Below are 19,990 nucleotides of genomic sequence, written 5' to 3' on the forward strand. Positions count from 1 at the left end.
TACATTTCGGGTCGCGGGGCGGTTGCGCGTTTTGCGCACCATGGCTGTCGCGGCTTCGTTGGCTGCCGCCGCGATGCTGGCCTTCGGCACCTCGGCAAGGGCGGACAACGACATCGTCTATGTGTCGTCGACCAAGAATGCGTCCATCAAGGTTGCCAAGGGCAAGCCGAAGACGATCATGACCAGTGCCGCCTTCTACCAGATCGTCATCGGCGATCCGGACATCGCCAACGTCAATCCGCTGACCGATAAATCCTTCTATGTGCTGGGCAACAATCTCGGCACCACGGGCATCGCCCTGTTCGACGAAAAGAAGCAGCTTGTCGGCACCGTCGACATCGAGGTGACGCTCGACACCGACCAACTGGCCAGCACCATCCGCGCCAGCGTGCCGGATGCCAGGATCAAGGTCGGCTCGGCCAATGGTCGTGTCGTGCTGTCGGGCGAGGCGGATGACGCAGTCGCCGCCGACAAGGCAAACAAGATCGCGACGCGCTTTTCCGGCGCCGAAGAGGTGATCAACTCGGTCAATATCTCGTCGTCGCAGCAGGTCCAGCTCAATGTCCGCTTCGTCGAGATCAACCGCCAGGCGGGCCAGGATCTGGGCGCCAAATACGCAGCCAATTTTGCCTATGGCCTTGGTGGCCGTGATGTGACGATCGATCCGGGTACCGTGCCGACCGCCGGCACCGGCGAGATCATCGGACGGCTGTTGTCGAACGGCGTGTCGATCGATATCGCCATCAAGGCGCTGGAAGAACGCGGCTTGGCGCGGCGGTTGGCCGAGCCGAATTTGATCGCCCGTTCCGGCCAGACGGCGAGCTTCCTCGCCGGCGGCGAATTCCCGATCCCGGTCTCCGAGGACAACGGCAAAATCTCGGTCAGCTACAAGAAATACGGCGTCAGCCTGGATTTCACACCGACCGTGCTGAAGGACGGGCTGGTCAGCCTGGACATCGCGCCGGAAGTCTCCTCGATCGACGCGTCCGCGTCCTACAACATAGGCAACATTGCAGTGCCTGGTTTCATCGTGCGCCGCGCCAGGACGTCGGTCGACCTGAAGAACGGCCAGAGCTTCATGATCGCCGGATTGCTGCAGTCGCAGAACGACATCACCACGTCGCGCATTCCGGGCCTCGGCAAGATGCCGGTGCTTGGGGCGCTGTTCTCGTCGAAATCCTATCAGCGGCGCGAGACCGACCTGGTCATCATCGTCACTCCCTATCTGGTCAAGCCGGTCGATCCGTCGAAGAAGCTCGTGGAACCGACCGACGGCACGCAGCCGGCCAGCAACGCCGATTATTTCCTCAACAACACCGAAGAAGTGAAGGGCTCCGATACCGGTCGCACCGTGGCGCTGGCCGACGGCCGTGTCACCCAACCTGCTGCGTCCGCTTCCGCGGGGCATTTCCTCGACCTGCCGAAGGACTGAAGCCATGCGTCTGGCCCTGAGATCGAGTATCGCCTTGCTGCTGGCCGGCCTTGCCGCTGGCTGCACCAGCGACGACTATGTGCGCAGCGAGGGGCCGACGACGGGAGCCGGCGAGGCGCAGGCCGCCAACACTGTCATGCAGATGGTCGATCCCTGGAAATATGGGGTCCAGAACACCAAGCTTAAGGTGCCCGCCCAGAGAGGCAACGTCGACCCCCCCGCTACACCCGATCAGGCGGCCGATGCGAAGGCGTCGCAGAGCGGCACAACCAACTGACCCAACGCGACGACCTGACAGGCTGACAGAATGGCAAACGGCATCAAGACCAGGAAGATCCTGCTCGTATCGACCGACAGGACCTTTGTGCAGGACACCCGAACCGCGTTCGCGGCCTCCGAGGTCATCCATCTCTCGACAGTGGAGAAGCACGTCACCGAGCTGCGCGGCGAAATCCAGGAAGCCGACTTCGGTGCCATCATCGTCGACATGGACGCGGCAAAGCTGGAGGAGGTCGAGTCGCTGCAGCGCATCATGCGCCGGCTGGAAGACAAGGTGCCGGTCGTCGTCGTCACCCAGGAGTTCAACGCGGCCGCGGTGCGCATTCTGGTGCAGCTCAAGGTCGCGGATTTTCTGGTCAAGCCGATCACGACCGCCGATCTCGTGCGCTCCGTGGTGCGGGCGCTGCAAGGCCCCGGGCGCGAGGAAAACACCGAATCGCAGATCTACACCTTCATGCCGGCCGCCGGCGGCGTCGGCACCACGACGCTGGCGCTGCAAACCGCCTTCCAGCTGCATCACTCGGTCACGCGGGGCGCGTCGACCTGCGTGGTGGACCTCAATTTTCAGCAGGGCGCCTGTGCCGAATATCTCGACCTCGAACCGCGATTCGACATCACCGAGATCGAGAACCAGCCCGAACGCCTCGACCGGCAACTGCTGGATGTGATGCTGTCCAAGCATGCGAGCGGACTCTGCGTGCTGGCTGCCCCCACGCATCCATCGGAAATGCGCTCGTTCAAGACCGATGTCGTGGTGCGCATGCTCGATCTCGTCTCCGCCTATTTCGACAATGTCGTCATCGATATGCCGCGCACCTGGTTTCCATGGACCGAGACCGTGCTGCTCGGTTCCAACAAGCTCTACATCGTCGCGGAAATGACGGTGCCGTGCCTGCGCCACACACAGCGGCTGATCCAGGCGGTCTACGAGACCGCCGGGAAGGAAGTGAAGCCAAACGTCATCGTCAACCGTTTCGAACAGAAGATGTTCGACAACGGCATCAAGCAAGCGGACGTCCAGGAAATTCTGGGCGAGCATTTCGTCGGTGGCATCGCCAACAACTACCGGCTGGTGCGCGAGGCGGTCGATCGCGGCGTGCCGTTGCACGAGATCGATCCGAACGCCAATGTCATCAACGATTTGAAGAAGATCATCCTGCCGGAGGAGGCAATCCCAACCCGGGCAAAATCGCGCTCGCTGTTTGGCATGGGCCGTGGATTGCTGAAGAGGAAGGCCGGATGACCAGCCGCTTTTCCACCCTGCAGAACCGCGATTCACGTCCGCAGCGCGCGCCCGAGCCGATGACGGTCGCCCATCATGCCGTCGTCATTCCGACGAGCCGAAAGGCATTGCCGGCCAAGCCTGAAGCAGCGCCCGCAAAGAATGCCAACAAGGTGCTCGATGCGCGCGTGCGTATCCACAGGCTGCTGCTCGAGGAGATCAATCTTGTCGCGCTGGAGCGTTTGCCCAAGGGTGAGATGCGCCGGCAAGTGCATGATTTCGTGTCGGAAAAGATCAAACAGGAGCGGATGGCGATCAATACCGTCGAGCTTGACGCGCTGGTTGACGACATCGTCGACGAGATGGTCGGCCTCGGTCCGCTCGAGCCACTGCTCAAGGACCCCGACATCAACGACATCCTGATCAACGGTCACCTGAACTGCTTTGTCGAAAAGAAGGGCAAGCTGCAGCCGGTCCACATTCCGTTCAAGGATGAGGCGCATCTCTTGCGCATCGTCAACAAGATCGTCGCCGCGGTCGGGCGTCGCGTCGACGAATCGCAGCCGATGGTCGATGCACGCATGCTGGACGGCTCGCGTTTCAATGCGGCCATTCGTCCGGTTGCGGTCGACGGGCCGCTGGTCTCGATCCGAAAATTCTCCAAGAACAAGCTCGGCCTGCACAAACTGGTCGAATTCGGCGCCATCACACAGAACATGGCCGAAGTGTTGGCGGCGGCCGTGCATGCCCGCAAGACGACGATCATTTCGGGCGGCACCGGCACCGGCAAGACGACCATGCTCAATGCGCTGTCGGCCTTCATACCGGAAGATGAGCGCCTGATCACCATCGAGGACGCGGCCGAACTCCAGCTGCAGCAACCGCATGTCGCGCGCATGGAGACACGCCCTGCCAACATCGAAGGCCATGGCGAGCTGAAGCAGCGCGACCTGGTCAAGAACGCGCTGCGCATGCGTCCGGACCGCGTCATCCTCGGCGAGTGCCGCGGCGAGGAGGCCTTCGACATGCTGCAAGCGATGAACACCGGCCACGAAGGCTCGATGGCGACCATCCATGCCAACACGCCGCGCGACGCCATTTCGCGGCTTGAGCAGATGCTTGGCATGACCGGCATGCCGATGACGGTGCAGTCGATCCGCAGCCAGATCGCCAGCGCGCTCGACCTGATCGTCCAGCTGACGCGCCTGTCCGACGGCAAGCGCAAGGTGACCAGCGTTGCCGAGGTGACCGGCATGGAAGGCGACGTCATCCAGATGCAGGAGATATTCCGCTTCGTGCGCACCGGCATGGAGGCCGACGGCAGGATTCTCGGCCACTACGAGGCGACCGGCATCCGGCCGCGATTCCTCGAGGATTTGCGGGCGATGGGCATCGAGTTCCCCGGACGATATTTCGAACCCGGCCGGCCGCAGGAGTAGCCAAGTGTTCGACGGATTCAGCGCGATTTATGTCGTCTATGCCGCGGCAGCCCTGACCGGCATCCTGATCGCCGAGGCCTGCTACCTGCTTTATGCCGTCCGCAGCGATAAGCGCACAGCCATCAACCGGCGCATGAAACTGCAGGAAAACAAGATCAGCCAGGAGCAGGTGCTCGTCCAGCTGCGCAAGGAGCGCGGCCTTGAAGCGGGCACGCCGCTGTTTTCGCCGGACCGGTTCCGCGCGTTGCGAATCCAGTCGGGCATGATCATGCCGGTGCCGAAATTCCTGATGATTACCTGCGGCGTGGCGATGGCCATGGCCTTGGTCGCCATCTGGTACGGCTTGCCGCCGCTGATGGGGCTTGTGCTGTTTGTGATGCTTGTGCCGATTCTGCCGGTGCTGACGCTGCGTTTCAAGCGCAAGCGGCGGCTGAAGCGGTTCGGCGTACAGCTGCCGGAGGCACTGGAGCTGATCACGCGTGGTCTGAAGGCCGGCCACCCGGTGCCGGTGGCGATCGCCATGGTGGCGCGCGAGATGCCGGACCCGATCGGCTCCGAATTCGGCGTCATCGCCGACGAAGTGACTTATGGCTCCGATCTGGTGTCGGCGCTGAACTCGCTCTTCGACCGGGTCGGTCAGGAGGATCTGCCGCTGTTCGTCACCGCCGTCTCGATCCAGACCAGTTCGGGCGGCAATCTGCGCGAGATCCTCGATGGCTTGGCGACGACGATCCGGGAGCGCGGCAAGCTGCGCCGCAAGGTGCGCGCCATCGCGACAGAGGGCCGGATGTCGGCCTACATCCTGACGGCGGTCCCGGTATTGCTGTTTACCGCCATCATGGCGCTGATGCCGGGCTTCTACCGCGACGTCTGGGACGTGCCAAAGACATGGTACCTGATGGGGGGCTCGATCACCTGGCTGATGCTCGGCAATCTGATGATGTTCAAGATGTCGAATTTCAAGTTCTGACATGCAGGGCTTTGTCGAATTCCTCGCCTCGCTTGCGCCGACCTCGTTGATGCCGGTGGCCGTCCTGCTGCTGGCCGCGGGTGCTGCCGCGTTCGCCTGGCCGATGATGGCGGCGAAGGGCGATCGCAACGAGGTCAAGCGCCGGCTCAAGGTCGATGACGGTCCCGTCGCCGCGAAACCCGAGCCGGTGCAGAAGAAGAATACCGGCGTCGTGCGCGAGAAGGCGGTTAAGAGGGCGCAGGAATTCTACGCCAGGAGCGATCCGGAAAATGTCGCCCGGCTGCGCATGAAGCTTATCCAGGCGGGATATATGGAGCCGCGCGCTGTCGGCATGTTCTTCCTGATCCGGTTCACCGCGATGGTCGGCACGGCAATCGGCGTGTTCGTGCTCAACCGGTGGATGGCGAGCCCCGACGCGACGATGGCCAGCCGCTGGACATTCGTCATCCTGTCAGGAGCGGCCGGCTATTTCCTGCCCGGCCTGGTGCTGAGCCAGAAAGTGCGGGAACGCAGGCGTGAGTACCGCAACGGCTTTCCCGATTTCATGGACCTGATGATCGTCTGCTCGGATGCCGGCATGAGCATGGAGGCCGGCATCGAGCGCGTCTCGAAGGAACTCGCCAAGACCTACCCCGCGCTTAGCCAAAACCTGCAGCTGGTGTCGCTGGAACTGCGGGCCGGGCGCAGCCTTGACGATGCGCTGAAGGCACTCGCCGATCGCCTCAGCCTGGACGAGGTGCGTTCCTTCGCGACGCTGCTGCAACAGTCCAAGGAACTCGGCACCAGCCTGTCTGGGGCGCTGCGCGTCTTTTCCGACGACATGCGCCACAAGCGCATGTCGCTGGCCGAGGAAAAGGCACATGCGTTGCCGGCCAAGATGTCGGTTCCGGTGGTGGTGTGCATCCTGCCGGTGGTGTTGATGATTGCAGCCATTCCAGTCATCGTCAAAATGACGGCGCACTAGCGAGTGCTCACGGGAGCCCTAGCGAGGGGCTGACCACCGGTTACTCTACCGAACTCGACGCCGCAACGTGAGAAGCCCATGCGAATTCTGCTGCGCACCCTCTTTCTCGGTCTTGTCGCCGCCGGCTTGTCGCCCGCCTTGGCCTTCGCCGACGATTGCGGCGATGCCGCCGCACTGGTGCAGCAGGCCTATCCCAAGGCTCAAAAGAGCGCCGACGGCGCCTCGTTCACGCTCGAACCCCATATCAGCATCGCCCTGACGGATAGCGACGCGCCATTTGGCCTGGTCTGCAAGATCTGGCCCGCCCATGACGACCTGCTCTTGGTCGCGGTGCCGCTTACCGACAGCGCCCAATCGCGCGACGACGGGCATGTCGGCGATATCGAGCTTCTGGTCGTCGACAGGAACAGCCTGGAGGTGCGCCAGCGCTTGCTCCAGCCAGGGCTGATCACCGATGATGCCATCGACATCCGCAAGATCGAATTCGATACCGGCCGCTACAGGCTGGCGCCCGATGTCGGCGCCTTCGGCCTGCGCATCGAAATGGCAAACCGTTCGCAGCCCAATCCCTTCAGGGAAACCGACCTGCGGCTCTATGCCCTCGCCGGCGATGCCCTGCGCCTGGTGCTCGACGGCATCGACGTGGCCGGCTTTGGCGGCGAAGGCGACGGCAGTTGCGCGGGATCCTTTCAGTCGAGCCAGGTCAGCCTGGCGATGAGCCCGGCAAGCCACCATGGCTATCACGACATCACCGTGGTCGAGCGGGTGGATATGGACAATTGGTCCGCCGATGAGAATGGTGAGTGCCAGTCTCATCCCGGCAAGTCCGTGAAGCGCACCTACCGGCTGCGCTATGACGGCAGTCGCTACCAGTTTCCCGAGGGGCTCAAAGCCTTGGAGCCGTGAAGCCTTCCACTTATGCCTGGGTGGTTAATGGCTCGTGTGCTCGAAACCAAATTTTAGCGGCATTTTGGCACCGAAGTTTAATTGCCGCTAATGTAGTTTGTTTCCTGGAGAACGACCCGGCAAATCGGGCGATGAGGCAGGGGCATGCGTCGCAATAACTTCACGGCAATGGCCGCCATGGCGGCCGTCTTGATGATGTCTGGCTGTACGACGGGTGGCGTCGATACCACCAAGACCACCGCTATCCAACCGGCGGCAAAGGACATCGACACCTCCGATCTGGCGCAAGGCAAGGCGCAGTTTCGTGACGCCAATTACGGCCTCGCCGAAAAGCACTTTCGCAAGGCCGTCGAGTTGAAGGCGGACGATGCGGAGGCCTGGATGGGGCTCGCCGCTTCCTATGATGAACTCGGCCGCTTCGACTTCGCCGATCGCGCCTACGGCCAGCTTTTGAAAGTCGCAGGCCGCAAGCCACAGATCGTCAACAACATGGGCTATTCGCAACTGCTGCGCGGCAATCGCAAGATGGCCAAGGCGTTGCTGCTCGAAGCGAAGGCGGGCATGACGGATACCACGGTCGTCAACGCCAATCTGGCCTTGCTGAACAAGGGTTGATCTGGTCGTTGCTTCCTACTCTTTGTCTTGACGCAATTCCCGAGGGAAAGCGCTACACGCTTTTCCCGGGAAAACCGTTTCACACTTTTCCTGGAATTGCTGTAGGGGTCCGGTTTCGGGACATAAGGCATCGACGCTTTGTAAACCCTATCGGCAGGTTGCGTCGAAAGATCGGCTGAAAACCATGTCTGAGAGCTGCGGCTAACCTAGAATACAGCGCAACCCGCCGACGCTCGAGAGGCCTTCGCCCGATATGCTGGACTTCAGTTCGCTCCTGCTCGCAGCCGCGCTGTCGGGCATCTGCCTTAGCGTCACCATGTTTGCGATCTGGTTCACCGCGCCCAAGGCAGGCTTCGTGCTGACGGTGGCGTGCGGCATTCTGGTGCTCGTCGCGCATGTGGTCCTGTTCTGGCAATACACCAAGGATCCCGATCCACTACTTTGCCAGATCGTGCTTGCGTTGCTCAGCCTGGGTTTCCTGATCATTTGCGTGTCGGCCATGCAATATCTGGGCGTGCCCGGCTACAGACGTGCCGTTGCGCCGGCGCTTGCCGCCATGGCTGTCTGTGCCGCCGTCACCTTCCTGGGCCTTGACGGCGTCGGCTTCATCGTCACCTACACCACGGTGACGGCGCTCCTGTCGGCGATCGGCGCCATGTTCTGGATCAACGGCAGCCATGATCGCCGGATCCTGCTTGTGGTTTCGTTTCTGAGCGGCACCTGCGCGGTTTCGTTTGCGCTTTGCGGCGTGGTTCTGCTGACCAAAGGGCAATGGACGCTCGCGGTCGCGCCCGACAACTGGGCCGAACGGCTGAATTCCGTCGTGGCCGTGGCCTGCATGACCGGACTCGGTGCCTTGACGCTCTCGCTCCACCATCTGCAGGCGCAGATCGAGCTGAAGGCCGAGACCATGACCGACCCGCTGACGGGGTTGATGAACCGCCGGGCGTTAACGTCACTCTACGGCGAGCGGAGTTTCGGTCCGTTCATGTCCGTCGTCATGTTCGACCTCGATCATTTCAAGCGGACGAACGATGTCTATGGTCACCCGGTAGGGGACCAGGTCCTGTGCCGCTTCGCCGCGGTGATCAAGAAATATGCCAGGACCGGCGTCGACGCCTTTCGCCTGGGTGGCGAGGAATTCGCCGTCGTCATGTCGCGAATGACGGAAGAGAAGGCCCATGACCTCGCCAGCAAGATCTGTGTGGCGTTCGGCACCGAGATCGTCGCCACCCAACTCGGCAAGTTGCGCAGCACGGTCAGCGGCGGCCTCGGCTTTGGCGAGGTAAGCGGCCGCACCCTCGATGACGTGCTTGCCGAAGCCGACGCGGCGCTCTATTCCGCCAAGCGCGCCGGTCGAAATTGCGTCATCGGTCGGGCGGCACTAGGCAAGGCCGACCCGGTCGAGCCGGCCTTGCGCTCCGCTTAATTATTCCGCCGCGCCCAGATAATCCGACAGGGGCGGGCACGAGCAGACCAGGTTGCGGTCGCCGGCGACATTGTCGATGCGTGACACCGGTGGCCAGTATTTGGCCGCCTTGTCGGCGTCGCCAGCCGGATAGGCCGCCTCCAGGCGCGAATAGGGATGGGTCCACTGGCCGGCCAGCGCCTCGGCGGCGGTGTGCGGTGCGTTGACCAGCGGATTGTCCGTCAAAGGCCATTCGCCCCTGGCCACTTTCGCGGCTTCTCCTGAAATGGCGATCATCGCCTCGCAGAAGCGGTCGAGTTCGCACTTGGGCTCGGACTCGGTTGGCTCCACCATCAGCGTGCCGGCGACCGGGAACGACATGGTCGGCGCGTGAAAACCATAGTCGATCAAGCGCTTGGCGATGTCATCGACACTGATGCCGGCGCCGTCCTTGAGCACGCGGGTGTCGAGGATGCATTCATGCGCGACGCGCCCCTGGCTGCCTTTGTAGAGCACCGGGAAATGCGCATCGAGCCGCGTCGCGATGTAGTTGGCGGACAAAATCGCCGTTTCAGTCGCTTGCTTGAGGCCCGACGCGCCCATCATGCGGATATACATCCAGGTGATCGGCAGGATCGAGGCGCTGCCGAAGGGAGCAGCGGAAACGGCATGGCCCGAGCCTTCGGTGACATGGCCGGGCAAATACGGCTTCAGATGCGCCTTGACGCCGATCGGGCCGACGCCGGGCCCGCCGCCGCCATGCGGAATGCAGAAGGTCTTATGCAGGTTCATGTGGCAGACGTCGGCACCGATGTCGCCTGGACGGGCAAGCCCAACCAGCGCATTGAGGTTGGCGCCGTCGAAATAGACCTGGCCGCCATGCTCATGGATCAGCGCGCAGAGATCACGCGCGCCTTCCTCGAACACGCCATGCGTCGAGGGATAGGTGAACATCAGCGCGGCGAGATTTGGCGCGTGCTCGGCCGCCTTGGCCTTCAAGTCGTCCATGTCGATGTTGCCATCATCGGTGCAGCGCACGACGACGACGCTCATGCCGGCCATCGCAGCACTTGCCGGGTTGGTGCCATGCGCCGACGAGGGGATCAGGCAGACGGTGCGGTGATTGTCGCCGCGTGAGCGGTGATAGCCGCGAATGGCGAGCAGGCCGGCATATTCGCCCTGGCTGCCGGCGTTGGGCTGCAAGGTGACGGCGTCGAAGCCGGTGATCTCCGACAGCCAGCCTTCCAGTTCGGCGATCATGGCACGATAGCCGGCCGAGTGCGCGGCCGGCGCGAAGGGATGCAAATTGGCGATGCTTGGCCAACTCACCGGCATCATCTCCGCGGCAGCGTTGAGCTTCATGGTGCAGGACCCGAGCGGAATCATGGCGCGATCGAGCGCCAGATCCTTGTCGGCCAGCCGGCGCAGGAAGCGCATCATCTCGGTTTCCGACTTGTTTTCATGGAAAACAGGCTGGGTCAGAAACTCCTTGCCACGCGGCTTGCCGGGCACCGTGCGGTCGGCGGAGGGACCGGCCTTGGCGCCGAACAGCGTCGCGATCGCGTCGAGATCGGCATCGGTCGAGGTTTCGTCGAAGCTGATGCCGACATGGTCGGCATCGATGACGCGCAGCAGCCGGCCGGTCTTTTCAGCCGCAGTGGCGATCTGCGCCGCCTTGCCCTTGGTCTTCACGGTCACAGTGTCGAAACGGCTGGCGCCGAGCACCGACACGCCTGCCGCGTCGAGGCCGCTTGCGAGACGGTTGGCTCGCGCATGGATGCGCCCGGCAATCGCCTGCAGCCCGGCGGGGCCGTGCCAGATGGCGTAAGCGGTCGCCATGTTGGCGAGCAGCGCCTGAGCAGTGCAGATGTTGGACGTCGCCTTGTCGCGGCGGATATGCTGCTCGCGTGTCTGCAAGGCAAGCCGGTAGCCGGGCCGGCCCTTGCTGTCGGTGGACTGGCCGACAAGGCGGCCTGGCATCAGCCGCGTCAACTTGTCGGAGACGGCGCAGTAGGCGGCGTGCGGACCGCCAAAGCCCATCGGCACGCCAAAGCGCTGCATCGGACCGACTGCAATGTCGGCGCCAAGCTTGGCCGGCGCATCGGTCAGCGTCAGGCCGAGCGGGTCGGCGATGAAGACAACGATGGCGCCAGTGGCGCGCGCCTTGTCGATCGCTGCCTTGTGGTCGCCATAGACCCCAAACGTATCCGGCCAGGAGACGAGCAGGGCGGCGGTGTTGTCGTCGATCGTCTCGCCATTGATCTCGATACTGAGCGGCTCGGCGCGCGTGCGCACCACGTCCAGCGTCTGCGGATGCGGCGTGCCGGCAAATGCGATCTTGGTGCGCTTGTCGCGGTGGTGGCGCAAGGCGATGCCGACGGCTTCAGCCACCGCCGTCGCCTCGTCCAGCAGCGATGCCGACGCCACCGGCAGACCGGTCAATTCGGTGACCAGCGTCTGGAAGTTGAACAGCATTTCCAGACGGCCCTGGCTGATCTCGGCCTGATAGGGTGTGTAGGCCGTATACCAGGCCGGGTTCTCGAACAGGTTGCGCTGGATCACCGGCGGCACATCAACGCCGTGGTAGCCGGCGCCGATGAAGCTCTTCAGCACCGTATTCCCTGCCATGACAGCCGAAAGTTCGGCCAGCGCCTCCGCCTCGCTTGCAGGTGCCGGCAGAGCGAGCGGCCGGTCGAGCCGGATCGACCTCGGCACCGACTGGCTGATCAGGGTCTCGACGGAGGGCACGCCGATAGCGGCCAGCATCGCTCTGGTGTCGTTGAGGCCGGGGCCGATATGGCGGGCCGAGAAGGGGTAGGGTGCTGCGGTCATGTCTTTCGAGTCCTGATGTCAGCCGATATGGGCTTTGTAAGCGGCTTCGTCCATGAGGCCGGCGAGCTGGCTTTCGTCGGCGAGCTTCATCTTCCACAGCCAGCCGGCCCCGGTTGCCGCCGAGTTGACCAGCGACGGATCTGACGACAGCGTGGCGTTGGCTTCGGTGATCTCGCCGTCGACGGGTGCATAGACATCGGAAGCCGCCTTAACAGATTCGACGACGACGGCGGTATCGCCCTTGCTCAGCTTCTTTCCGGTTTCGGGCAGTTCGACGAAGACGAGATCGCCGAGTTGTTCCTGCGCGTAATCGGTGATGCCGACGGTGGCGATGCCGCCCTCGACGCGGAGCCATTCGTGATCTGATGTGAAATAGATCTTTGCCATTGAAATTATCCTTTGCGGTAGCGATGTGGCGTGAAGGGCAGGGAGCTGATATCGACGGGGATCTTCGTGCCGCGAACATCGGCGAAAACCCGTGTTCCGGGCTTGGCCAGGGGTGCCATGACATAGCCCATGGCGACCGGATGGCCGGCTGACGGGCCAAACCCGCCCGACGTGACATGGCCGGCGGGCTTGCCGTCGGCGTCAAAGAGCGCAGCACCGGCGCGCACCGGCTGGCGGCCTTCCGGCTTCAGCCCGACGCGCTTTTGCGCGGGTCCTCGTTCCACGGCGGCGCGGAGCGCATCGGCACCGATAAAAGTGCCGGACGCGCGAACCTCCTTCGGGATCGCCCACATCAGTGCGGCGCTCGCGGGGTCGATCTCCGGCGTGATGTCCTGGCCGTGCAGGCAGAGTCCTGCCTCCAGCCGCAGGCTGTCGCGAGCGGCCAGCCCGATCCACAGCACGCGTTCATCACCAAGCAGCTTCGCAACGAGATCGCGCGCATCGGCCTCCGGCAGCCCGATTTCGAAGCCGTCCTCGCCGGTGTAGCCGGAGCGGCTCATGAACCAGTTCCTGCGCGGTTCGACACCATGCATGAACAGCAGCGAGCCGGTCTCGATGCCGGCTCGGGAAAGGGCCGCCCAGGCTTCAGGACCCTGGATGGCCAGGAAGACGCGGTCGAGCGCCTCGACCCTGACGTCGAAATCCGCGGCAAGCGCACGCAAATGCTTTTCGTCGGCGACGGCATTGCCGGCGTTAGCGACCACCATGAACCTGATATCGCCAAGCCTGGTGACGATCAGATCGTCCAGAATGCCGCCTGCTTCGTTGAGGAAGAAGGACAGTTTGGATTGTGAGATTTTGAGCGCGCCGGCGTCAAGCGGGCAGGCGCGATTGAGCAGTGAAACCGCCTCCGGCCCGCTGACCTCGAACAGTTTCATATGCGAGATGTCGAACAGGCCGGCCTGTTCGCGGGTGTGAAGGTGTTCCTTCATGACGCCGGCCGGATAGGTCAGCGGCATCGACCAGCCGGCAAAGGCGCCAAAGCGCGCACCAGCAGCCACATGGATATCTTCGAGGGGAAGGTGTTTGCTGTCGTCGCCCGTCATGTCATCTCCAGAGTCGCACGCAATCGGTCGCGAATGGCGACCAGTCCGTGCCCCTCTGTCTGAAGCCTGAGAGACTTGCGCAGCCGGAACTCTGTCAGCGGCGCTTACACCTTCGGCGCGGGGGCAAGCCCCGACTTTCCAGAGTGTCTTTCCCGTCTACGGTTCTTTTGCCTGAGAGATTTCGGGCGATTTCCCCTTCGGCGGCAGCTTTCGCTGCTCTCTCCCGCAAACAGGTAGGACTCAGACCCTGAGTCCTCGACGTGCCATCCATAGCTTGTGCGCGACGGCTTGTCACCTGTCCGCGACATCTAAAGTGCGCCGCGCTGGCGATGCGCTTTAGATGCTTGTGTTGATGCATGTCGTCCTTCTCTCAAGCCCGCGGCACGCCTTGGGCGACATGCATTCGCCGACAAGTCTTCGCTAACCACGCCGTTTGCCGGTTTTTCAAGACACTGCTGATATCTTGGCAGCCATGACGCTTTGGGGCCGGCATTGGGCGGCGGCGGACGGGGACGACAAATGGGCGAATTGATCATGAGCGCGCCGGTGGCGGGGCTGACCTCGAAAAGCCGCATCGCCACGGAGGACGTGACGATGTTGCGCCGAGAGGTGTTCGGCGACGGTGTAGTGACGCGCGGCGAAGCCGAGGCGCTGTTTGCGCTCGATGCCACGGCGAAGGACAAATGCCCGGAATGGCCGCTTTTCTTCATCGAGGCGGTCACCGATTACATCGTCCACCAGGAGAAGCCGTCGGGCTATATTTCGCAGGACAATGCCGACTGGCTGATCCGCACGATCTCGCGCGACGGCATGGTCGACAGCCGCACCGAACTCGAATTGCTGGTGCACGTGCTGGAAGAGGCGAGATCGTCGCCGGGCCAGCTTTGCGTCTATGCGCTGCAACAGGTCGCCCACGCCGTCATCGATGGCAAGGGGCCGCTGATGCTCGGCGATGCGCTGGTTCCCGGGCTGATCGCCAAGGCGGAGGTCGAACTGCTGCGCCGTATCCTCCATGCGCACGGTGGCGACGGCAACATTGCCGTCACGCGCGCCGAGGCAGAAGTGCTGTTCAAGATCAACGAGCGCACCGCCCATGCCAGCAACGATCCGTCCTGGAACGAGCTGTTCGTCAAGGCGATCGCCAATTTCGTCATGTGCTCGGCCGGCTATGAAGCGCCGACGCGCGATGTGGCACTACGCCGTGACGCTTTCCTCGAACACGCCGATCCGGAAATCGGCGGCTTCTTCAGCCGCATGATCTCCGGCGGCCTCGCCGGCATCATGGAGGCCTACCGGTCCCCTGATGACATCGAGGCCGATTGGGAAGCCAAGAACAGGGCGGCCGAGGCGCTTGCTCGCCGCGCCGAGACGATCGATGCCGGCGAAGCAGGCTGGCTGGTCGAGCATATCGGCCTGGACAGGCCCCTCTACGAGAACGAACGCGCGCTGCTCACCCTGATCAAGCAGGCATCGCCAGAAATCCATCCGGCGCTGCGGCCGTTGCTCGACAAGGTTGCTTGACGTGCTGAGGGTTAAACCGCTGATCTCAGGGCATTATCCCCTAACTGTCAGATGCCGCCGTACCAGTCGTAGCCATTGTCTTCCCAATAGCCGCCCCTGCCGCCGCCGATAGTGGCGAAGCCGTCGACGAGTTCGATCTTGTAGAGGTATTTCGGCATCTTATAGCCGAGCTGCCGCTCGACACGGACGCGCAGCGGTGCGCCGTTCTCAACCGGCAGCGGCTTGCCGTTCACGCCATAGGCGAGGATCGTCTGCGGGTGACGGGCATCGATCAGGTCGATCGAGCCGTAATATTTGATGTCGCCGGAAAGGCTGCGGTCGATCGTGTCGAGGCAATGGAACATTGCGTAGCGCGCCTGCGGCTTGACCACCGCCTGGTCCAGCACCAGCGACAGCGGCGTCCCGGTCCATTTGGCGATGCAACTCCAGCCTTCGACGCAGTCATGGCGGGTGATCTGGGTGCGGCTCGGCATGTTCATCAGCTGCTCACGGCTGAGCGACAGCGGCTTTTCGACCAGGCCTGTAACCTCCAGTCGCCAGTCGGCGAAGTTGTTGGCAAGCAGACCCTTGTAAACATCGTCGTCCGGCGCAGTCACACCATTCGGCCGCTGCGGCTGGCGGATGTCGGCCTCGGTGAATTCCGGCGCCAGGGCGTCGCGTCCCGCGAGCAGGCGCTGTGCCCGGTATGTCAGGTCATTGGCGTTTTCGAGAAAACTGCGCAAGCCACTGCCAACGCTTAGCTGGCTGTCGAAGGCGTCGCAGCCCGACAGCATGATACCGGAGGCACCGAGACTGGCACCCGTCAGGAATTTGCGGCGGCTGATCTCAAACTTTGCCATGTCAGGCACTCCTCTCGGTTGTCTTGTCGTCCTGTGCGGGAGGATCGGTGCGGTACCAGCCGGTGATGATCGAACGCAGTTCGTTTATCGGGCCGGCGGCCAGGATCATCAGGATATGAACGATGAAGAAGGCGACCAGCAGCACCATGACGGTGAAATGGATGGTGCGCGCCGTCTGCCGTCCTCCGAGCAGATCGTTGAGGAACGGCAGCACCGAATCCATACTGGGAGACATGGCCAGGCCGGTGATGATCATCAGCGGCAGGAGGACGAACAGCACGCCGCCATAAGCCATCTTCTGCAGCGTGTTGTACTCCCGCGTGTGGTGGAATCTGAGCTTGGCGTGATCGATGATGTCCTGCGGCAAGCGCTTCAGGTCGTCGAGGCGTGGTGCGAGGTCGCGGCGCAGATGGCCGTTCATGGTGCTGGCGACAAACCAGACGATCAAGGTCGTGGTCAGTATCCAGGCGAAGAAGAAATGGACGACGCGGGCGGTGCCGAGGTCGTAGTAGGACGGGATGGTCGCCCAGGACGGAAATGCGCGGGATGTCTCCTGGCCCGCCGGCCCTGACCAGCCGAGCACCCCTGTGGTGTCGAAGCGATGTCCAAGGATTTCAGTGTAGCCGCGTGGCCCGACGTTGGTGTTCTCGGCGCCGATGGCGAAGATGGTGTTGTTGTAGCCAAAACCAGACTCCTTGCCGATATAGAGCTGCGGGCGGGCATTGAAGATCTGCAGGCCGGACAGCAGCATGAAGAACAGCGAGATGGCCCAGAGCCAATGCGTCAGCCGCGTCCAGCGCGACTGCCGGTAGATCAGCGGTTTTTCGTTCGACGCCGAAGCACCGGGATCGGCGGCGGATTGGCTTCTGGCAACGGATTCCATCTTGTCTCGTCTCCCGGCCTCACGGCGTGGCCCGCGCGTTCATTGTCCTCCTGATACGTCGCGATCCAAACCAATGTTTCATCCGATCACGGATTTATTACGGAGCGCCCAGGCTGACGGCGAGGTTGACAGCTGCGGCGACGATGACCGTGTTGAAGAAAAATGACAGGATCGAATGGACAAGCACGACACGTCGCATATGCGTCGTCGAGATGTTGGTGTCGGCGGTCTGCGCCGTCATGCCGATAACCGTCGAGAAGTAGAGGAAATCCCAGCCTTCCGGCCGTTTGTCGCCCGGGAACAGCAGTCCGCCGACCGGGATCTTCTTCTTGGTCTCGGCGTCGACCGCATCGCCGTCCATCCAGTAGACATGGGCATAATGGAGCGCCGCCATGGCATGGATCGTGAACCAGCCAAGCGGGATCGACAGCAGCGCGAAGATCAATTCGATAGGGTGGGTGCTGTCTTTCTCATTGATCAGCTGAAACAACGAGAAGGTGGCAACGCCGACGACGACCAAAGTCACCGCGAAGATGACCAGCATCGGCTGGTCAGTGGCGCGCGCATTCTTGCTCAGATACCTGCCGGTGAATTTCGGCATCTGGGTGACGACAAGAATGACGTAGGTAGCAAAGAATGCGTTGGCGCCGATCGAATAGGCGAGCGAGGCATGAAGCAGCAACGCCACGGCAAGCGCCACGACGCCGAAGCAGGCCGACACCGCAAACAGCATGTGGCGCTGCAAGGGAGGCTTCATCGGGGTTTCAGCAGCCATGGCGGTTCCAACCTTGGATGGCGCTCGGTTTCTACTGCGGTGTGACGGATTTGAGCGCCCGCCGCAAGATGCGGTCGAGTTCGCCGAGAAAGCGCGAACGGTCCTGTGGGGCGAAGCTGGCATTGTAGCCCTTGCTCTCGCCGGTCTCGCGCAGATGCTGTTTGAGGTCGCGCATCGCCACCGCCATGCCGATCGTTTCCGGCGTAAACGGACGTCCGGTCGGCCCAAGCACATGCGCGCCAAGCGCAACCGCACGAGCGGCGAGCGGAATGTCCGCGGTGATCACGATGTCGTTGGATTTCGCGTTGTCGACGATCCAGTCGTCGGCGGCATCGGCGCCCTTTGAGACAACGACATTGCGGATCATCGGATCGCGCGACGGCCGCAGGCCACCATTGGAGACGTAGGTGACGACGACGCCATGGCGCTCGGCGACCTTTTCGACCTCGGCCTTGACCGGGCAGGCGTCTGCATCGACGTAAATGGCAGGTGCCGGCATTGTCTCTCCAAAATGGACAGGGGCCGGAAACGTGTCCGGCCCCGTCCCTGAAATCTTACAGCTGTCAGGCCGGCAAGGCCCCGGACTTCTTGGCGGTCCAGGTGGCGATGTAGTCCATCAGGCCGGGATTGAGGCAGTCATAGGGTTCCAGCCCGATCCCCTTCAACTGGGCACGAATGCCCTCCATTCGCTTCGGATCGACACCCGATTCGATGATCGACGAGACGAAAGCGGTGAAGCCCGGAGGTGACCAGCCATCCTCGACGAAACGCTCGGGGTGGATGAAGGACAGGCCCTTGAACGCGTGGTCGCGCTCGACTGGCCCGTGCATGTGGACACCGCAGCCGGTGCAGGCATGCCGCTGGATCAGCGCTGAGGGGTCGACCACCTTGAGCTTGTCGCCGTTCTCGGTCACGGTGACGTCGCCCGTGCCTGCCACGGCAACGACCGAGAACAGCGCGCCTTCCGGCTTCCAGCATTTGGTGCAGCCGCAGGCATGATTGTGCGCGATCTGGCCCTTCACCTTAACCTTGACCGGATTGCTGGTGCAGGCGCAGACCAGCGTGCCGCCGGCAAAGCTTGCGCTTTCCCGGGGCAAGCCATTGTCGATTTTCGGATGCAGTTTCTCCGCCATGTTTTTCTCCTCCCAGTTGTGAACCACAGAGGTCGCAGGCCGATTGGTCGGCGGCTTGTGGTCTTCTTCAGTAAATAACCACACTCCGGATCGACTTGCCCTCATGCATGAGGTCGAACCCCTTGTTGATGTCCTCGAGCTTCAACGTGTGGGTGATCATCGGGTCGATCTGGATCTTCCCGTCCATGTACCAGTCGACGATCTTCGGCACGTCGGTGCGGCCGCGCGCGCCGCCAAAGGCGGTGCCCATCCAGGTCCGCCCGGTGACCAGTTGGAACGGCCGCGTCGAGATCTCCTGGCCGGCGCCGGCGACGCCGATGACGACAGACTTGCCCCAGCCGCGGTGCGAGGCTTCCAGGGCCTGGCGCATCACCTTGGTGTTGCCGGTGCAGTCGAAGGTGTAGTCGGCGCCGCCGATCTGGTCGGCACCGCGCTTGGTCATGTTGACGAGGTGGGGGACGATGTCGCCGTCGATCTCCTTCGGATTGACGAAATGCGTCATGCCGAATTTTTCGCCCCACGCCTTCTTGTCGTTGTTCAAATCGACGCCGATGATCATGTCGGCGCCGGCGAGCTTCAGGCCCTGGATGACGTTCAGGCCAATGCCTCCGAGGCCGAAGACGACGGCGGTCGCGCCGATCTCGACCTTGGCCGTGTTGATGACAGCACCAATGCCGGTGGTGACGCCGCAACCGATGTAGCAGATCTTGTCGAAGGGAGCGTCGGCGTTGACCTTGGCCAGCGCGATCTCGGGCAGCACGGTGAAATTCGAGAAGGTCGAGCAGCCCATATAGTGGAAGATCTTGTCCTTGCCGATCGAGAAGCGCGACGAACCGTCCGGCATCAAGCCCTGGCCCTGAGTGGCGCGGATCGCCGTGCACAGATTGGTCTTGCGCGACAGGCAGGACGGGCACTGGCGGCATTCGGGCGTGTAGAGCGGGATGACGTGGTCGCCCTTCTTGACCGAGGTGACGCCCTTGCCAACATCGACGACCACGCCGGCGCCCTCATGGCCAAGAATGGCCGGGAACAGGCCTTCGGGATCGGCACCCGACAGCGTGAATTCGTCGGTGTGGCAGATGCCGGTCGCCTTGATCTCGACCAGCACCTCGCCCTCGCGCGGACCATCGAGGTCGACCTCCATGATCTCCAGCGGCTTTCCGGCGGCGACAGCGACAGCGGCGCGGGTTTTCATCAGGCGTCCTCCAATACGAATTTTTTTCCAAGGTTTCAGGTTTTGTCGACACGATCAACTGGAAGCTGATGCCTGGACTGGGCC

Annotated in this window: 19 protein-coding genes and 1 riboswitch; of the genes, 10 read left to right on the plus strand and 9 right to left on the minus strand. The window is 62.8% G+C overall.

Annotation, left to right across the window (positions count from 1 at the left end; all coding sequences use genetic code 11):
- Positions 1 to 40 precede the first annotated feature (40 nt).
- The 9 genes from NKJ90_RS03205 (at position 41) to NKJ90_RS03245 (ending at position 9,256) form a co-directional block, all read left to right on the plus strand.
- Positions 41 to 1,432 carry a type II and III secretion system protein family protein gene (locus NKJ90_RS03205; protein WP_245266455.1) on the plus strand — a complete coding sequence of 464 codons (1,392 nt, stop codon included), beginning with the start codon at positions 41 to 43 and terminating at the stop codon, positions 1,430 to 1,432.
- 4 nt (positions 1,433 to 1,436) lie between these two features.
- A complete protein-coding gene (locus NKJ90_RS03210) occupies positions 1,437 to 1,709 on the plus strand; it encodes a hypothetical protein (RefSeq protein WP_352485650.1) in 273 nt (90 codons plus the stop codon).
- 30 nt (positions 1,710 to 1,739) lie between these two features.
- Positions 1,740 to 2,954, plus strand: a complete 1,215-nt coding sequence (locus NKJ90_RS03215) for a CpaE/TadZ family protein (protein WP_023757541.1) — start codon at positions 1,740 to 1,742, stop codon at positions 2,952 to 2,954.
- On the plus strand, positions 2,951 to 4,372 hold the full coding sequence (locus NKJ90_RS03220; RefSeq protein WP_023757540.1) for a TadA family conjugal transfer-associated ATPase: 1,422 nt from the start codon (positions 2,951 to 2,953) through the stop codon (positions 4,370 to 4,372). Before NKJ90_RS03215 ends, NKJ90_RS03220 begins: the two co-directional genes overlap by 4 nt.
- A gap of 4 nt (positions 4,373 to 4,376) precedes the next feature.
- On the plus strand, positions 4,377 to 5,342 hold the full coding sequence (locus tag NKJ90_RS03225; RefSeq protein ID WP_023757539.1) for a type II secretion system F family protein: 966 nt from the start codon (positions 4,377 to 4,379) through the stop codon (positions 5,340 to 5,342).
- 1 nt (position 5,343) lies between these two features.
- Positions 5,344 to 6,306, plus strand: a complete 963-nt coding sequence (locus tag NKJ90_RS03230) for a type II secretion system F family protein (protein WP_023757538.1) — start codon at positions 5,344 to 5,346, stop codon at positions 6,304 to 6,306.
- Between the two features lie 78 nt (positions 6,307 to 6,384).
- On the plus strand, positions 6,385 to 7,212 hold the full coding sequence (locus NKJ90_RS03235; protein WP_023757537.1) for a PA3715 family protein: 828 nt from the start codon (positions 6,385 to 6,387) through the stop codon (positions 7,210 to 7,212).
- Between the two features lie 144 nt (positions 7,213 to 7,356).
- Complete coding sequence (locus NKJ90_RS03240; protein ID WP_023757536.1) at positions 7,357 to 7,827, plus strand: hypothetical protein; 471 nt, start codon at positions 7,357 to 7,359, stop codon at positions 7,825 to 7,827.
- A 253-nt stretch (positions 7,828 to 8,080) separates the two neighbouring features.
- Positions 8,081 to 9,256 carry a GGDEF domain-containing protein gene (locus tag NKJ90_RS03245; protein WP_023757535.1) on the plus strand — a complete coding sequence of 392 codons (1,176 nt, stop codon included), beginning with the start codon at positions 8,081 to 8,083 and terminating at the stop codon, positions 9,254 to 9,256.
- Here the strand turns inward: NKJ90_RS03245 and gcvP are convergent, their stop codons facing one another.
- Genes gcvP through gcvT form a run of 3 tightly spaced genes read right to left on the minus strand, consistent with a single transcriptional unit; the run spans position 9,257 to position 13,560 of the window.
- A complete protein-coding gene (gene gcvP, locus NKJ90_RS03250) occupies positions 9,257 to 12,067 on the minus strand; it encodes an aminomethyl-transferring glycine dehydrogenase (protein WP_023757534.1) in 2,811 nt (936 codons plus the stop codon).
- 18 nt (positions 12,068 to 12,085) lie between these two features.
- On the minus strand, positions 12,086 to 12,454 hold the full coding sequence (gene gcvH / locus NKJ90_RS03255) for a glycine cleavage system protein GcvH (protein ID WP_023757533.1): 369 nt from the start codon (positions 12,452 to 12,454) through the stop codon (positions 12,086 to 12,088).
- Between the two features lie 5 nt (positions 12,455 to 12,459).
- A complete protein-coding gene (gene gcvT / locus NKJ90_RS03260; protein WP_023757532.1) occupies positions 12,460 to 13,560 on the minus strand; it encodes a glycine cleavage system aminomethyltransferase GcvT in 1,101 nt (366 codons plus the stop codon).
- Positions 13,561 to 13,709: 149 nt separating this feature from the next.
- Positions 13,710 to 13,796, minus strand: a riboswitch (glycine riboswitch).
- A gap of 283 nt (positions 13,797 to 14,079) precedes the next feature.
- Between gcvT and NKJ90_RS03265 the strand changes: the two genes are divergently transcribed.
- On the plus strand, positions 14,080 to 15,081 hold the full coding sequence (locus tag NKJ90_RS03265; RefSeq protein WP_023757531.1) for a hypothetical protein: 1,002 nt from the start codon (positions 14,080 to 14,082) through the stop codon (positions 15,079 to 15,081).
- A gap of 47 nt (positions 15,082 to 15,128) precedes the next feature.
- Here NKJ90_RS03265 and NKJ90_RS03270 read toward each other — a convergent pair whose 3' ends face one another.
- From NKJ90_RS03270 to NKJ90_RS03295, 6 genes are all read right to left on the minus strand, one after another.
- Positions 15,129 to 15,920, minus strand: coding sequence for a molybdopterin-binding protein (locus NKJ90_RS03270; RefSeq protein WP_023757530.1), 792 nt, complete (start codon positions 15,918 to 15,920; stop codon positions 15,129 to 15,131).
- A gap of 1 nt (position 15,921) precedes the next feature.
- Entirely contained in the window at positions 15,922 to 16,803 is an 882-nt protein-coding gene (locus NKJ90_RS03275) for a cytochrome b/b6 domain-containing protein (protein ID WP_023757529.1), read from the minus strand.
- A 97-nt stretch (positions 16,804 to 16,900) separates the two neighbouring features.
- Positions 16,901 to 17,578 carry a DUF1345 domain-containing protein gene (locus tag NKJ90_RS03280; RefSeq protein WP_023757528.1) on the minus strand — a complete coding sequence of 226 codons (678 nt, stop codon included), beginning with the start codon at positions 17,576 to 17,578 and terminating at the stop codon, positions 16,901 to 16,903.
- 31 nt (positions 17,579 to 17,609) lie between these two features.
- Positions 17,610 to 18,077 (minus strand): YaiI/YqxD family protein, encoded by a 468-nt coding sequence (locus NKJ90_RS03285; RefSeq protein ID WP_023757527.1) that lies wholly within the window; start codon positions 18,075 to 18,077, stop codon positions 17,610 to 17,612.
- 64 nt (positions 18,078 to 18,141) lie between these two features.
- The gene (gene gfa, locus NKJ90_RS03290) at positions 18,142 to 18,711 is read right to left on the minus strand and encodes an S-(hydroxymethyl)glutathione synthase (protein WP_023757526.1); all 570 of its coding nucleotides are present in this window, start codon (positions 18,709 to 18,711) and stop codon (positions 18,142 to 18,144) included.
- A gap of 67 nt (positions 18,712 to 18,778) precedes the next feature.
- Complete coding sequence (locus NKJ90_RS03295) at positions 18,779 to 19,906, minus strand: S-(hydroxymethyl)glutathione dehydrogenase/class III alcohol dehydrogenase (RefSeq protein ID WP_023757525.1); 1,128 nt, start codon at positions 19,904 to 19,906, stop codon at positions 18,779 to 18,781.
- Between the last annotated feature and the right edge of the window lie 84 nt (positions 19,907 to 19,990).

This window comes from Mesorhizobium sp. M0051, assembly GCF_040323235.1.
Classification (GTDB): Bacteria; Pseudomonadota; Alphaproteobacteria; order Rhizobiales; family Rhizobiaceae; genus Mesorhizobium.